12 protein-coding genes are annotated in these 15560 nt (G+C 45.7%); 3 read left to right on the forward strand and 9 right to left on the reverse strand.

Features of this window, described 5'->3' with window-relative positions; translation table 11 throughout:
* The first annotated feature begins 51 nt into the window (after positions 1 to 51).
* The gene (locus AAGC78_RS12345) at positions 52 to 1617 is read left to right on the forward strand and encodes a hypothetical protein (protein WP_435784388.1); all 1566 of its coding nucleotides are present in this window, start codon (positions 52 to 54) and stop codon (positions 1615 to 1617) included.
* 39 nt (positions 1618 to 1656) lie between these two features.
* On the opposite strand, the gene AAGC78_RS12350 is transcribed toward AAGC78_RS12345, so the two are convergent.
* From AAGC78_RS12350 to AAGC78_RS12385, 8 genes are all read right to left on the reverse strand, one after another.
* Entirely contained in the window at positions 1657 to 2463 is an 807-nt protein-coding gene (locus AAGC78_RS12350) for a polysaccharide deacetylase family protein (protein ID WP_435784389.1), read from the reverse strand.
* Positions 2464 to 2579: 116 nt separating this feature from the next.
* Positions 2580 to 2891, reverse strand: coding sequence for a transcriptional repressor (locus AAGC78_RS12355; protein ID WP_435784390.1), 312 nt, complete (start codon positions 2889 to 2891; stop codon positions 2580 to 2582).
* A 33-nt stretch (positions 2892 to 2924) separates the two neighbouring features.
* Positions 2925 to 3281, reverse strand: coding sequence for a DUF3325 domain-containing protein (locus AAGC78_RS12360; RefSeq protein WP_435784391.1), 357 nt, complete (start codon positions 3279 to 3281; stop codon positions 2925 to 2927).
* The gene (locus AAGC78_RS12365; RefSeq protein WP_435784392.1) at positions 3278 to 4915 is read right to left on the reverse strand and encodes a PepSY-associated TM helix domain-containing protein; all 1638 of its coding nucleotides are present in this window, start codon (positions 4913 to 4915) and stop codon (positions 3278 to 3280) included. Before AAGC78_RS12365 ends, AAGC78_RS12360 begins: the two co-directional genes overlap by 4 nt.
* Positions 4916 to 4950: 35 nt before the next feature.
* Entirely contained in the window at positions 4951 to 5262 is a 312-nt protein-coding gene (locus tag AAGC78_RS12370) for a DUF3649 domain-containing protein (protein WP_435784393.1), read from the reverse strand.
* Between the two features lie 84 nt (positions 5263 to 5346).
* A complete protein-coding gene (locus AAGC78_RS12375) occupies positions 5347 to 8211 on the reverse strand; it encodes a TonB-dependent receptor domain-containing protein (protein WP_435784394.1) in 2865 nt (954 codons plus the stop codon).
* A 136-nt stretch (positions 8212 to 8347) separates the two neighbouring features.
* The gene (locus tag AAGC78_RS12380; RefSeq protein WP_435784395.1) at positions 8348 to 9766 is read right to left on the reverse strand and encodes a sensor histidine kinase; all 1419 of its coding nucleotides are present in this window, start codon (positions 9764 to 9766) and stop codon (positions 8348 to 8350) included.
* Position 9767: 1 nt separating this feature from the next.
* Positions 9768 to 10484, reverse strand: coding sequence for a response regulator (locus AAGC78_RS12385; RefSeq protein WP_435784396.1), 717 nt, complete (start codon positions 10482 to 10484; stop codon positions 9768 to 9770).
* Between the two features lie 593 nt (positions 10485 to 11077).
* Between AAGC78_RS12385 and AAGC78_RS12390 the strand changes: the two genes are divergently transcribed.
* The gene (locus tag AAGC78_RS12390; protein ID WP_435784397.1) at positions 11078 to 13279 is read left to right on the forward strand and encodes a cellulase family glycosylhydrolase; all 2202 of its coding nucleotides are present in this window, start codon (positions 11078 to 11080) and stop codon (positions 13277 to 13279) included.
* A 386-nt stretch (positions 13280 to 13665) separates the two neighbouring features.
* On the forward strand, positions 13666 to 14709 hold the full coding sequence (rsgA, locus tag AAGC78_RS12395) for a ribosome small subunit-dependent GTPase A (RefSeq protein ID WP_435784398.1): 1044 nt from the start codon (positions 13666 to 13668) through the stop codon (positions 14707 to 14709).
* A 99-nt stretch (positions 14710 to 14808) separates the two neighbouring features.
* Here the strand turns inward: rsgA and AAGC78_RS12400 are convergent, their stop codons facing one another.
* Positions 14809 to 15483 (reverse strand): pyridoxamine 5'-phosphate oxidase family protein, encoded by a 675-nt coding sequence (locus AAGC78_RS12400; RefSeq protein ID WP_435784399.1) that lies wholly within the window; start codon positions 15481 to 15483, stop codon positions 14809 to 14811.
* Between the last annotated feature and the right edge of the window lie 77 nt (positions 15484 to 15560).

Genomic DNA, 15560 nt, shown 5'->3' on the forward strand with positions numbered 1-15560 from the left:
AAGTTTTTCTGTTATCGGCCGATAATAGGTAGAACCTATGGAGAAATTCTTATGGAAGTATCTATTTCACCTACCCAGGATATTGCAATCGCCAGCCGTAAAGTGGCGCTTGAGCCAATGCCCGCCGTCTCATCTGAGGCATCGTCAACACCTGTTAGCACGCCAGCTCCTGCACCGGCCAACAACCCAGCGGTAATCGTGGCCATTAGTCGCCCCATTGATCCTCCTGCGGTTTATCAGGAGCCTACTACTGTTTCTACCTATGTGCGTGAAACTGGTTATAAAGGTGCTGCTGCTTCTGCCGCCTCACAGGCAATGGTGCATTCGCTCAATCAAGTTGCGGAGAAAAAAACCAAGTTTACCGTTAGCAGTTTGTTTGGGCAGATAGGCGCGCTTAGTCGGGAAACGAGTGAGTATCGCAATGAGGCGCGCCAATTTCAGGTTCCCGCGAAAGTGGCAATAGAAAAATTTACGCCGGATTTTGGGAATAGTAGCGGTAGCCGTCTTGAATCTGCTTTTTTAAACATCAGAACCAGAGATGGAGATAGCATCAAGATTCAGCTAAGCCGTGTTTCCAATGGTGGTCAAGGTTTAGAGTTTTCCTTTGTGGTCGATGGGAAATTATCCGAGCAGGAACAAAAAGCGATTGGTGCGCTCGCTGAAAAACTGGGCGTTATGGGCGATGAATTTTTTCGTACGGATACCACCGAGTTACGCGGAATAAAAGATATTGATACTGATGTTATCAGCCATTTTAGTTTCAAATTAGAGCGACCTGATCCTAAAACTGACAGCTATGTTTCACATAGCTATGATTTCAACTTCGATGAAGTTGCGCAAACCCAGAGCTTGAATGCAACTGATGTTGAAGGCTATAGCGTGGATGTTTCCATGCAATTGCAAACCATGGTAAAAGGGAATAATGCTGAAAGTGAGGTATTAAAACAGTACCTTGATTTGATTAACCGTGCTGGTGAAGATGGTAAAAGTCCCAACGCCTCCAAACGTTTTATGCTGGATGCATTTGAAAGTATGTTTTCCAGCTTTCTAAGCGTGACGAGCGAGCAGCTAGACAAGAGCACTAATCGCACCGATACAACCCTAATGGCTTTTGATTCTGGCCTGCCTGATTTTAAAGCAGCATTTCGCTCTCCGGTTTATCACAACCCTGGCAATCGTGGGCAAGTAGAGTCAATGATGTTGACTCTGGAACAAAAGACTACTGTTGAAAAAAACGGCGAGAATAAACTGATTAAACAAGAATCCAGTTACGATTTTAGCAACAGTTATTTTCAAGGTTATCCAGGTAAGCTGCTTGAGCATTTGGGTGGCAATTACACTTATGTCACTGAGCATAAAACCGGTAGTGTGAGTCGCATGCTGTCAATGACTAATGATGTGGTAAACAATCTCTGGATTGAGCAGGACGCGAGCAAAGATGAAAAGAAAACCCGCTATCAAAACTATCAAGTAGTAGATGAAGATGTATCTTCTTATTCGGATCGTCGCCTGCAGGAATTTTCTGAATTACTGAAACGATACAACGGCAATAATCAGCATTCAGCAGTAGAAGAATTGTTGATGTCGAGCAAAGATCAATTGTTTCTCAAGATATAAAAAAACGCCCCGACAGGGGCGTTTTTTTATGGGGATAAATTACTTTTTAGCTTGCTGTTGTTTTACGTAGGTCATGATGTTTACAAAAGTATCGGTCCAGTAGATTTTTTTATTCTCGGCAAGATATTTTACCAATTCTTCATGTGCTTCTTTGGAAACCACAATGTGGTCACCGCCGATGCCGTGAAACGTAAAGTTGGCCATAGTCCCTTTTTTCGCAGCTTCTTTCACAATCGCAATTAATTGTGCACCTGTTACGTCACTGGGAAAATCGACTCCCACTGCATAAGGATCAAGGGTTTTCATATCCGGTGTGACGCCGCCGCTTTTAGCTTTGATCGCCACAAATTCGCTTTTTAATCCATCGATGTAATTGCTTCCACCGGCATTCAAGTCAATACACGGCGGTGTATAGGTGCGCGCTGTTTTGCCATCAATTGCATGCAGGAAGGCATTGGTCACTTTCACCTGGTCTTGCATTTGAACTACGCTGACTTTATCGAGATCGCGATCTGCGGTAACCCATTCACGTCCTTCGCCGCTTTTTGAGCATTGGTGGAAAATGCTGTGGTTGCCTAATTCATGACCTTTTTGGGCGGCTGCGCGCCAATCGCCCAAGCGAGTGGTAAGGGTAGGGCTGACAACGTTTAAGTAAAAGGTGCCTTTAATACCGTACTTATTCAGGGTAGGAATGGCGTTATCCAGCTGGCTATCAAGGGCGTCGTCATACGCGAGGTTGACCGCTGCTTTAGCGCCGTTAGGCCAGATAAACGCTTTTTCTGCTGCAATAGTGCTCTGGGTGCCTAGTATCAGACCAATACCGATTAGTAATGAAGGTAACTTCATTCGAAGTGAAGACGATTTTATTGTCATTGCTGCTATCTCTAGTCAATAGATTATTGAGCAGCTAAAGATAGCTATTTCTGGGCGGATTATCTATGTCTTTCCCTGCTCACCCATGGTTAAGATTTGTGGTCTTCACTCTTCAACGAGTAATGCTTTGCGGACTCATGAATGCTGGTTTCTACTAATACGCCAACTTCCGCCAGATTTTTTAGCACGTAATACAGGGTGGAAAGCGAAACTGTTTCCTGTCTTCTCATTAGCACCTTGAATGCATCGCAAGCGGTTAAGCGAATACTTTTATCGTAAATAAAAATACTCAACACAGTGACGCGCGAATGGGTAACTGACAGCCCCGCATTACGTAGCATCGATGTAATAAGGTGGTTGTTGCTCCAATTGTTTTTCTTTTCTCTCTTAACTAATTTCATACTGCTTACATCTTCGTTTTGCTTTATAAAAAATTATCGAATCAACACAATCAGCATGCAGCTGGCGGCAATGATCAATGCGAACGCGGTTGTTTTGATTACCCATGAGGGTTTGTATGTGAGCAATAACATCAATCCAAACGCGGTGACGGCGAGCACACCCATCCAGGCAACCGGGCCGACAAACCAGCCTTTATAAATAACGGCGCTGACGAATGACATGAGCAGAGTGCTCCAACCCAATCCATGTAAAGCATTTAGATAGCGTTTATTCAAAGCCACTGCCGTTTTTCCGTATACATCGTGATAATGACGTTCAATTGTGAGCGACAGTGATAAAAATCCCGTTATTGCCCAAGCGAAACTGGCGATAATAATAAGGTTGTTCATGATGACAGCACCTCATTAGTTGCCAGGGTTGAATCGTCGGTTGTATTTTTTACTTTTACTGCTTTAGTCACCGCGGATGGATGACGTTTTATCTTTATTGCGATATAGGCAAATGTTCCTGCGAGTGCGAAGAAGGTTAAATCTATTCCGGCAAGAACCCAATCGCCGTACACCAGTGATACGCCGAGATGACGCTCCGTTGTAAATAAATTCACAAGGGGCAGTGCCAGATAAAGTGCAGAGCTAACCCAAAATACTTCGATCCAACCGCGCTTGATTGAACGGAATGCAGGGTAAATCAGCAGGAGCAACCAACCAATAAACATGGCATGTACCTCCCATTCGCGGCGACCCACAATATCTACCGGAATTAACCTGTTCGCTAAAAAATAAATTGCTACAGCGCCGGGCAGGCCTGCCACTGTGCCAATATTGAGCCGTTCAACCAGATTGTGGCCAAACGAAAATTTTCCATTTTTCATTGCTTTGGGGCGACGCTTTACAGTCCAGAGCACTAGTCCTGTTGCAATCATGGCGCAGCCGAGTACTCCCGCCAAAAAATACAACCAACGTACAAGAGTATTGGCAAAGACACCTTCATGAAGTGCAAGAATAACGTTGTTGGTTTTTTCAACTGCACTGACTTTTCTTGCCGGGTTATCAAGCACTTCACCTGTCGTACCATTTAATTTTAATTGTGGATATTCATTTAAATAGCGGTCATAGCGCGGGGTGATCGTAATAGTTGCCGCTGAGTCCCCCGGAAATTGCACGTTGATGTTGCGTACCTGGTTCTTGCCAAATTCCTGTTCGCCCAGTTTTAAAGCTTCTACCAAAGAAAATAAAGGCACTGCATTGCCGTCACGTTTTCCTTGGTCACCAAAAAAGCGTCGTTCGCGCTGCACACCTTCATCGCCAAATAAAATTTTCGGTGCAAGTGGCATATAGGTGTAAAGATAAAAAAGTAAACCGCTGAAGGTAATCATGATAAAAAAGGGCAGGGAGGTGACACTGATAACCGTGTGCATATCCATCCACGAGCGTGCTCCTTTTCCTTTTCTGAAAGTGAAAAACTCTTTAAATATTTTTTTATAAATAATAATTACGCCGGTAATAATGGCAACAAACATAAACATGGTGCAGATACCGACGATCCATGCGGCAGCAACATACGGCATGTAGTGCAGCGCCCAGTGCATGCGATATAACAATAAGCCGCCACCGGTTTCACGTGGTTTACTTGGTTGGACTTCACCGGTTTGCGTATCAAGAATGTCAGACGGTCCTCCGAATCGACCACCACCTCCGCGGCCTTGGGGTGGTTCTTCACCGGGTTTGGGTGGATTGCGCCAGCTAACATTTAAGTATGGCGTCTCGCGTGCACCGGGGATGTTGATCGTCCAGCTGTCTGCATCGGGCGCTCGTGATTGCAAATGTTTTTCTGCCATTGCTACCGCAAAATCTGCGGCGACGGGTTTACTTTGCAGCGGCTGTTCTGGTCGCATCCAGCGATCAATTTCCATATAAAAGTATCCGGCGGTACCGGTGACAAAAATAAAAAATAATACCCAGCCTACGACCAAACCAGTCCAGGTGTGTAGCCAGGTCATACTTAAATGGAAATTGTCTTTCATAATAAATTCTGTGATTAGATGGCTATGTGTTGATGTTATTGTTGAATGCTATGTAATAAAAATGCTAAAGCGCCCAGTAGGCCTGTTGCGACTGAAATACCAATCCATGCCTTGCGCACCGTCTTTACCGAAAATACCCAAATAATCGCTAATAAATAAATGACGTAGCTCAACATGGTGGAGAGCATGAGCGCATCTTTCTGCGGTAGCGGTAATAGATAGGTCAGTACCAATATCATCACCGTTGCAAATGTATATCCACCTGCCACAGCGGCGACAATTCGGGAGAGAACTAACAGCCGGTAGTGGGGTTGTTCACCTGTTCCCCTTCTGGTTTTTGTATTCATAGGCAATAAAAGTTCTGTTTCTGAAAATAGGAAAAAATGCCCGCACTCTGCAGGCATTTTTTGTTAGGTTAACGCCGGTTTGTATTAAAAACTGACTTTCAAATTCACATAGAATTGACGCAAGCGTGGATCATTAAAACGGCTGTAGTAATTTCCCTGGGACATATCGATTGCTTTCTTATCGAATACATTTTTTACACCCAATGTAAGTTCCGCATCGCCATCAATTGCCGATTTCACTACTGATGGAAACAATGCGGTGCGCACATAAAGATCGTGATAAATCTGGCTGTCGATTTTGTCGCTGCCTTGATTCAATATTGCTGCAACACTTGCAGGATCAAGATCATATGCACCGTAATACTGCGTTGACCAACCAAGATTCAAGCTGTCGTTCACAAACCATTGGATAGATGCATTGGCTCTGTGCGATAGCGGAGCGCCATTACTATTGCGTGATGGAATATTCACGTGGTCGATCAGTGCTGCCCCCAGTGCGGCTTGTTGCAAATACTCTTCAACATAGGTGTAGCCGCTGCTCAAGGTAAAGCTGCCTAGCTCGTCAGTATTGATTACATAACTGATGCTGGTATCAAAACCTTTGGTTTCCAAACTTAATGCGTTTGTTGGGCCGGTGTAAATTTGCGTTACACGACCAACATTGAATCCATCGCTACTAGCTGCAGCACGTGTTATACGGTTGGCATAGGTGACTTCATCAGCCAGAATTTGTTGCGCGCTCAGGCTGCTAATGTTGTTGTCTTTTTTGATGTGATAATAATCGAATGACCAGCGCAGGTTGGGCACAAAATCAGGCGTGAAGACCAAACCGGCATTAATGCTTTCAGATTCTTCTGGTTGCAAATCCGGGTTACCACCTGATAACACTGCAACCTCAGTATTTTGTTCATTGCCACGCTTGGGATCAGTGATTGTACTCAGCGTTGCAGACAATGTTGGTTCTGCCAATTGAGAGTAAGTGGGTGCGACAAAACCTTCGCTGTAAGATGCACGCAACATTAATTGTTTGTCAGGAGCAAAGCGGAAGCCGACGGTAGGAGTGGTCGCGTCAAATTTTGCACCAGAGGTTTTTACATCAAAGCTCTCGCGTCTCAATGCGACTTGCACATCTAATAAATGTGCCCAACTCCAACCCATTTCCGGTGAAATAAAGGGCGTATCCAATTCCGCATAAATACTGTCTGTTGTTTGTTCACGCAAGGTGGGTGGTGGTGGTGGTGATGTGTAATCAGGCACGCCGGCGCTCTCGATTGCACGATGTTCAATACCGGTGGCAAGAGTAATTTTTCCTGCATACCAGCTAGTCAGGGTGCCTGTGCCGCGTATAGTTGTATCGTTTAGCTCTGCCTCAGTCCAAGTGACCGGAAAGTTTGCGTAAGCGGTAACATCTGTTGCAAATGAAGTTGTATCGCGCAGTAAATCTACTGTGCCTGCATTGATTGCTTGTGCAAGGGTAGGTGTTCCGAATTGACGCTGGTACAAACTTTTTACGTAGGATTTGCTCCAGGAATGATCAGCCGAAATAATCCAATCTTGCGGTAGTTTGTAAGTGAAACCAACTGCTGCAGTTTTGGTTTCAGTTTCGCCAAAACTTTTGCCGCGAATTCCCATATCGCTCATGCGCAAAGGATAAGAAATTAATACGGCTTTCCCAAAAGGATTATTGGGTGCATTCGCAGCGAGTGTAGCTGTACCCGTACCGTAATAAGTTCCTAAGCCCTCGGCTTCTTGGCTGTTGTAGGCTCCTTCAATAAATACATTCAACTTATCGGTCATGTCGCGATTAACTGACAAGCTTAATGCTTCTGATTCGATTGCAGGAATAAGTGGTACATCACCGGCGAATTGCCCAATCAAACCTTCGCCAGCTAAATCAAGGTTGTAAGTGCCCGCATTCGCTATTAGTGGTGCAAGCCCATCAATTGCTGCACCCTGGTACCCTTTGGGTATGTGAGTAAAACTTGATCCTGTAGTGCCAAATATTGGCGAGCCATCGACGGTTCTGATATTGACCAATGCGCCCGCTGGTGGGTTGATAGCTCTAGTGCCATTCATTCCATAAATAGAATTTGGATTATTGTTCGCAATTAGTTGGCGGCCGTCACGACGATAATCACTGTCACCGGAAAGTAATGCATCTGCATCTTGTTTTTGAGCGGTAAATAAAACTTGCGTGCGGCCTTCTTCAAGTGCGAAACCAGTGACTAGTGATGCGGTTTTTGTTACTTGATTACCGTCAAATCGATCACCATAGCGCAGGTTTACTTCAGTACCGACATAATCGCGACGCAAAATTACGTTCACCACACCACCAATTGCACCGCTGCCATAAATGGCTGCTGCTGATGTTGGTAATACTTCAATACGTTCGATAGCTGCTAGAGGGATATTATTCAAGTTGGGTTGATCGGTGACATCTGATGTTGAGCGGTTGCCCACACCTGCAGCGCGGCGACCATTAATCAATACCAGTGTTTGGTTCGCACCCAAGCCGCGCAAATTAATTTTACTTGCACCGCCACCAAAGCCATCAGCACCGGATTCGCTTGGTGCTGATGTGCTCATGGTAAGTTGCTGTTGCAGTAACTCTTCAACAGAGGTTGCGCCGGAGCGTTCAATAACATCACGATCAATAATTTTGTAGGGTTGCACATCATCTTCGGTGCGTGGAATATCCGTATTGCCCGATTCGTAAGGAGTGGCTATCGCTGCTGCATTGACTTTAACCGAGGACAAAACTGTTTTCTGTTTTGCATTGGCGTTGCTATCAGTTTGTTCTGCTGCATGAACATTTGCACCCAAAGCAAATGTAGAGAACAGCATTGCGCATTTAATGGCATGTACCAATTTGTTGTGTGCAAATAATGATTGTGCAGATGTTTGATTATCACGATCTATTTGACGCGATGATGAAAATAAATAACCCACGACTTAGCCCTTTCTTTTGATGGTAATAGTAAAGGCTAAATGGTATCCATTCTCAATTGTCATTGAGATAATCTTTTATTTTTTCGCTTTTTCTTTTGATTTCTTGACATTGCTGCAATGAAAAATTGCGGGAATTTTAATGTATATCCGGTGTTAGTACGGGCAAAACAACGGTAACAATCAAGCCTGTTTTATTTTCCGTATCGGCTTGGTTGGATCGATTCCGTGCTGTTATCCAGCCCTTGCACGCAGCAACGATATTGGCGGAAATAGATAATCCCAAGCCGCTGCTATTTCTGGGAATGTTTGAGGCTGCTTTGAAAAAGGGGTCAAACAGTTGCGGCAATTCTTTTTCGCGCACACCGGGGCCGTGATCCGCAATATCGATAACCCAGTAATCTCCATTCTTTCTCTGTTCGGATGATTGGCGGATGGTCACGTCGATAGTGGTAGATGGCGCAGTAAAACTTACCGCATTGCGCAGAATATTATCGAACACTTTGCGCAATTCGTTTTCATCCCCTTGGACAAACGCATTTTTTGCGCCTTGCAAAATAACCTGGGTATCATACTGCTGTGCTTCAAAGTTTGCGTCGTCGACCACTAACTCAAGTAGCGCAATCAGATCGATTTGATGATGTTTTGAAGACGATTGATCAACAGATTTTGACAGCTCGATGATTTCACCAATCAAGCTGTTAAGTTTTGCGGATTCCTGCTCGATACGTTCAAGCTGCAAATCCATGTGTTGATCTTTGCGGCGCGCAAGTTCCAGCGCTAAATCTATGCGCGCTAAAGGAGAGCGAAGTTCATGAGAGACATTGCGTAATAGCTCTTCCTTTGCCGCAAGTAGGGTATGTATGCGATTAACCATATGATCAAAATCGCGCGCGAGTCCGCCCAATTCATCGCTGCGTGAAGTAAATTTTTCGCCAACAGGCGTGTTTTCTCCGACCTCCACCAGCATGCGCGCTTGCTCCTGTAGATGACGCACGGGGGTGCTAATGTAGCGAGCGAGTATCCAGCAAATAGGTGTACTGATCAGTATGCTGATCAGCAATAAAAAATAAGGCATGTAGGGCAGGGCGATAATTTCCAGGCGCGAGTTATCAAATGGCTGGAAAATAATGGTGTAGGTTTTACCGTTGGAAATATTTATCTTGGGCATATCCCACCAGCCCCAGCGTCCATCAATATCGTATTCCGGCTTTTCGTAAGTGAGGCCGCGATAGACTTTTAGCATTTCAACCAAGCGCGTCGATAATTCTCTTTTTTCAAGATCCTGAAGATTTTCGTTATCGATTAAAAATATCTGCAGCGCGCCGTAATAATTTTCTTTTTCACGGCGCCATTTTTTTAATCCGTCTTCACCATCATTTTGTGCCGCCTGACGCGCTTCAGTAATGAGCGGAAGTACTTGCACATTGTCGAGCGAGTGATGGCGGCTGGCGTACAACCAGGTTGTTAAGGCCGCACCAAAGATCAGGATTAATGCTACAGCTAGCCAAAACGAAATAAAAATTCGCAAAAATAAAGTGATGGGGCGCTTCAACATATTAATTTATTGCCCGGTCTTCAGTGAGTTCACCGGGTAATAGCATGTAACCCAAACCGCGAAAGCTGCGAATGCTCGGGCGTCCTTGTTGCTGCCCCAATCCCAATTTACGCCGCAGATTGGATACGTGTGTATCGATACTGCGATCATGGGAAACCAGTTTTCTGCCTAGCGCCTGCTCGGTGAGATCTTCGCGCGAAACCATTTGTCGCACTGAACGCATCAATAATTCCAAAACGCGAATTTCGGCAGAGGTTAGCGCAACAGGTTGATTGTCTGCCCAAACCTCCAGTGTCAGTGGCGATAAACTCAACGGCCCGACTACAACATTATCGACCAATTGTGAGTCAGGTAATTGCTTCAGGCGACGCAATACCGCACTGATGCGTGCACGCAGTTCACGTGGATTAAAGGGTTTGGCCATGTAATCGTCGGCACCCAATTCAAGGCCAATAACGCGATCAAAATCGCTCCCTTGTGCGGTTAGCATGATGACTGGCACGGATGATTTTTTGCGGATGAGACGTAAACAATCGAAGCCTCTGATCGTAGGCAACATGACATCGAGAATGATGAGATCAACATTGTTCTTGCCGATAAATGCCAAGCCTGACTCGGCATCATGTGCGGTATTAACAGTGAAATTTCCGTCAGAAAAATACTCACCCAGCATCTGGGTTAACTTAACGTCATCATCAATGATCAACAGACTAACCATAATTCTACAGCTCATTTAATATTGAGAATTATTATCATCTAATGTTGCCCCTAACGCCACTTTTTTTGACTTCATGTCATTTCTTATGAGTTCTTGACAGTGAGATAAAAGGAGCTGGAAATCATAGGTGAAAGTGCGTGGCGGCTGAATCTGCGCACGAATATCGTTATTCCTTTATTTTTATTATTTGTCGGAAATTTACTCTTCTAATTATAAAACGATATCAACATGTGTTAATTGGTTCTCAGAATCTTCCTCGAATAAAAATGAGAATGACAGCGCTGTCTTAATGGGTCAGACAAATAACAATAATAATATTTTTGTTTTTTTACGCGACATCTCTCCATACAAAAATCATCGGCACCCGGATTTGCAATTGGCAATCACGGGCGTTTTCAAAACCGTAATAGCTTGTTTTTACATCGAATGTGATTGGATCACGGAGGCGGCTGCGAGTTGTATCTATGCGGCTGTGTCTTTGTTTGCGACTGAGCAAACGACAGGAGTGTGTGATAACGACTCGCCCTGAGAAGGGTAAATCAACAATAACGAGGGTATTTAACCCTTTTCCTCAAGAATCAAGGAGACAATAAATGATTACTCCGCCCAAAAAGAACCTGAGCCTGCTAGCAGTGCTGAGCCTCTGCACTATGGCGATGGGTTACAGCAGTGCGGCTTCTGCTGCCTGTACTTACAAGATTGATAACGAGTGGAACACAGGTGCTACAGGCACGATCACTGTTACTAACTCTACCAGTACAGCGATCAATGGTTGGTCAGTAAACTGGCAATACGCCGCTAACCGTTTAAGCGGTTCATGGAATGCCACAGTGTCTGGCAGCAACCCTTATACTGCGAGCAATCTCAATTGGAATGGAACACTTCAACCTGGCCAGTCTGCCAGTTTTGGTTTCCAGTTGAATAAAAATGGTGCGACTGCCGAGATTCCAACCTTGAACGGCACAATCTGTTCCGGTGGCAATACTTCATCGACGCCAGCGGTGTCATCATCTTCTGTTGCGGTAACCAGCTCATCGCGCTCAAGCGCCTCTGTGAGCTCTTCTTCAAGTTCGCTGCAAGCGTGTCTGCAGCAATGTAATTGGTACGGTACGCTCTATCCTGTGTGTGTGACGACTCAAAGTGGTTGGGGATATGAAAACAATAAGAGCTGTATTTCCAGATCTACTTGTACGTCACAACCGTCACCATTTGGTTTGACTGCGGCAGCGGGTTGCGGTGTATCTTCAAGTTCAAGCGTTACACCGTCGAGCCGTTCAAGCTCTTCATCCTCGGTGTTGCCTCCATCCAGCAGCTCATCAAGCATTGTGACGACTAGCAGTTCTGTTAGCTCTTCCAGCGTATCCAGCAGATCTTCATCAAGCACCAGTTCGGTGAGTGGCCCTGGCGGTGTATTCGCTGTTGATGCAACCGGCAACATCACCAAAAATGGTGAAGTCTTCCCGGTACGTTGCGGAAACTGGTTCGGTCTTGAAGGCCAGCATGAACCAAAAGATGCGGAAAACAATAAAGATGGCGCACCGATGGAATTGTACGTAGGCAACATGTGGTGGGCTAATACCGGCCGTACCATCCAGCAGACGATGACTGAAATCAAAGCGCAAGGTATTAACACTATCCGCTTGCCAATTGCTCCGCAAACTCTTGATGCAAACGATCCGCAAGGTAAAGGCGATATCCGTGCAGGCGGTGTGTTGAAAAACCACCCGTCAGTGCGTCAAACCAATGCGCGTCAAGCGCTGGAAGATTTCATCAAGCTGGCTGACCAAAACAATATCGAAGTATTGATCGATATCCACTCTTGCTCTAACTATGTTGGTTGGAGAAAAGGCCGTCTGGATGCGCGCCCACCTTATGTTGATGCAACTCGCGAAAATTACGAGTTCACTCGCGAAGGTTATTCTTGCGCACCGGTTAATACTCCAGGCGTAGTGGTGCAGGAATATAACGAAACCAAATGGTTAGCGAACCTGCGTGAAATTGCAGGCCTGTCTGCCAAGCTGGGCGTGGACAACATTATCGGTATCGATATTTTCAACGAGCCATGGGATTACACCTGGGCAGATTGGAAAAGATTATCTGAAAATGCGTACACCGCGATCAGCCAGGTTGATCCGAATATGCTGATCTTCGTAGAAGGTATTTCCGCAACCGCAAATAACCAAGACGGCACACCGGAAACCATTACCCAGGTTCCGCACGGTTCGGAAGAATACAATCCAAACTGGGGCGAAAACTTGTTTGAAGCTGGCACCAGCCCACTCAACATTCCGAAGAGCCGTTTGGTTTACTCGCCACACACCTATGGTCCATCTGTATTTGTACAGAAGCATTTCATGGACCCACGTCAACCAGCTTGTGAAGGTTTGGAAGGTGATGCAGCGGGCAACGCCGATTGTAATATTGTGATCGACGAAACCAAACTCAGAGCGGGTTGGGATGAGCACTTCGGTTACTTGCGTGCGCAAGGTTATGCAATGGTTGTGGGTGAGTTCGGCGGTAATATGGACTGGCCACAAAAAGGCAGCATCTCTGATCGTAGCAAGTGGAACCACATCACCACCAACGTGGATCAACAATGGCAACAAGCATTTGTTGGATACATGAAAGAGAAAAATATCCAGGCATGTTATTGGTCTATCAACCCTGAATCGGGTGATACCCACGGCTGGTATGGTCACTCTTACGATCCCGTTAGCAATGAATCCGGTTGGGGCACCTGGTTGAGTTTTGATGCACGCAAAACTGCGCTGCTGAAATTACTCTGGGGTAACTAATCCTGATAATTAATCAGTAATTGATTGATGTATGGAAAACCGGAGCTGATGAAAATTGGCTCCGGTTTTTTTATTGTTGTTAATAGTTGTAACTCACCGTTGACTCGCTGTGATTCCAGTGACAGACTGACATCTGTTTTATACCCATATATTTCACCTGCATTTCCACAACCTACAGGAGCCTCAATTATGACCGCATTTGATATTGCACTCCTGTCGGCTGCCTGATTACCCGCGTCCAATTTCCTTTTCGGGTTTCTTAATGGCCGCATAATCGCGCGCCGACTTTCAGTTCGTTTCTTTACTGTCGCATCATTGTTGTAACAGACAATTGCGATGCATTGGCTCGTGCCTGCGAGCTTAACGAAATTGGAAGATTTTCTATCATGATCGAAATCGATTTTGATTCTTTGCGTTTTATTGGGCTTACACCCTACATCGCGCAACAATTGCTGCAGTTAGATACTGCTAACACTGGCGAGTTTGCTGCTCGCGTCATTGAAGTCCAGCGCGAGTGGATGTTGCTGCACAACGGCGAAAGTGAATTTCGCGCGCGTGCATTGCCGGGAATTTTTCTCGCGGTGGGTGATTGGGTAATTGTTGAGCTTCATGCGAACAACGAATATTGGATCAGCCAGCGTATGGAGCCGGTGGTACAAATTGCAAGGCGCTCACAGGAGGGTAATCGCCAACTATTGGTGACCAATGTTGACACTGCATTACTGGTTATGGGGCTTGATCACGATTTTAATTTACGCCGCATGGAACGCTATCTCACCATAGTGCAAGCGGCGCAAGTAATGCCGGTAATCGTGCTTACCAAACAAGATATTGCTACCGATGTTGCGCAAAAACTGGAACAAATAAAACAGCGGTTGCCAGCACACATTCCTATTGTTGCGGTGAATGCACTCAGTGAAACCACGGCAACAGTGTTGGCGCAATGGTTGAATCCCGGTCATACGCTGGTCCTGCTCGGTTCCTCGGGCGCGGGCAAATCAACGCTGACAAATATCCTTGCTTCCAGCACACAAAAAACCGGCGGCATTCGCAAAGGTGACGGCAGAGGGCGACATACCACTACGGCGCGTTCACTGCATCAGTGTGCGAATGGAGCATGCATTATTGATACCCCGGGTTTGCGCAGCTGGAGTCCGGATGCAGATGAAGAATCGCTGGGAATTGCATTTGATGATATTGAAACGCTTGCGCAGAATTGCCGATTTCGCAATTGCGAGCATAAAGAAGAGCCAGGTTGTGCAGTGCGGGATGTGATTGATGAGGATCGATTGCTGAACTATCAAAAACTGTTGCGCGAAATTCGCCGTAGCCAACAAACCGCATTGGATCGCATCGATGAACGTGCGAAATGGAAAGTGCTACACAAAGCTGCTGCGGCACGAGCGCGCGATAAGCGTAGGGATTATTAAAATTTAATTTTATTTAAACGTTGAGTGGCAAATAAATCCCGGCAGTTAGCAAATATGTTTGATAGCTGCTGGGAAATTAATTGAGCATTGAAAAATACGTTAGGATCTATTTGTCCATTCCTGCACATAAGCGGGCGTGGGTATATCACCAGAATTATGTTGATCTGCATTGCTCTGTATTGGCTCTCCGTATTTGACGGACATTGGCAATATTCCGGCCCACACGGGCAGATCAAGATCTTCCGGTTTATCTTCCGGCCCTGTGTTGTTAATTTTTGCTGCTGCTTCAGCAAGCGAAATTCGCAACACACTGGTAGCTGCTAATTCATTGGCATCACCGGGGCGCGCTTCGTGTTTGCGGCCAGCGGCAATTTTGTCCATAAATGCATCCAGCGCTGCCATTTTTTGTTGGCTGCCATCCACAATTTCAAATGTGCCGTAGATAACAGCAGAACGATAATTCATCGTGTGATTAAACGCAGAGCGCGCCAATACCAATCCATCCAGATGCGTAATCGCAATTGAAACCTGTATTCCAGCGGTTAACACTTTGGTCAAGCGGCCGCCGTTTGATCCATGCACATACAGATAATTTTCTTGTCGCCAGCAAGCGGTGGGAATGCAATGCGTACTTTCGCCATCGTTAAAGGCGATGTTGCATAAGTAGGCTGCATCGATAATCTCATAAAGTGTTTTCTGATCGTAGTGCGCTCGCTCGGCCAAGCGGCGGACGCGCGTACGTTTGGATGGTGCACCGGGTGACTGCTGGTTCATTGTGGTCCTTGTTTGAATGGATAAATTACACGGTTTGAAGGTGTAGATTAGCCTGCTGCTGGCTCTATAATAAGATC

The sequence above is a fragment of the Cellvibrio sp. genome (genome assembly GCF_039207905.1).
GTDB lineage: Bacteria > Pseudomonadota > Gammaproteobacteria > Pseudomonadales > Cellvibrionaceae > Cellvibrio.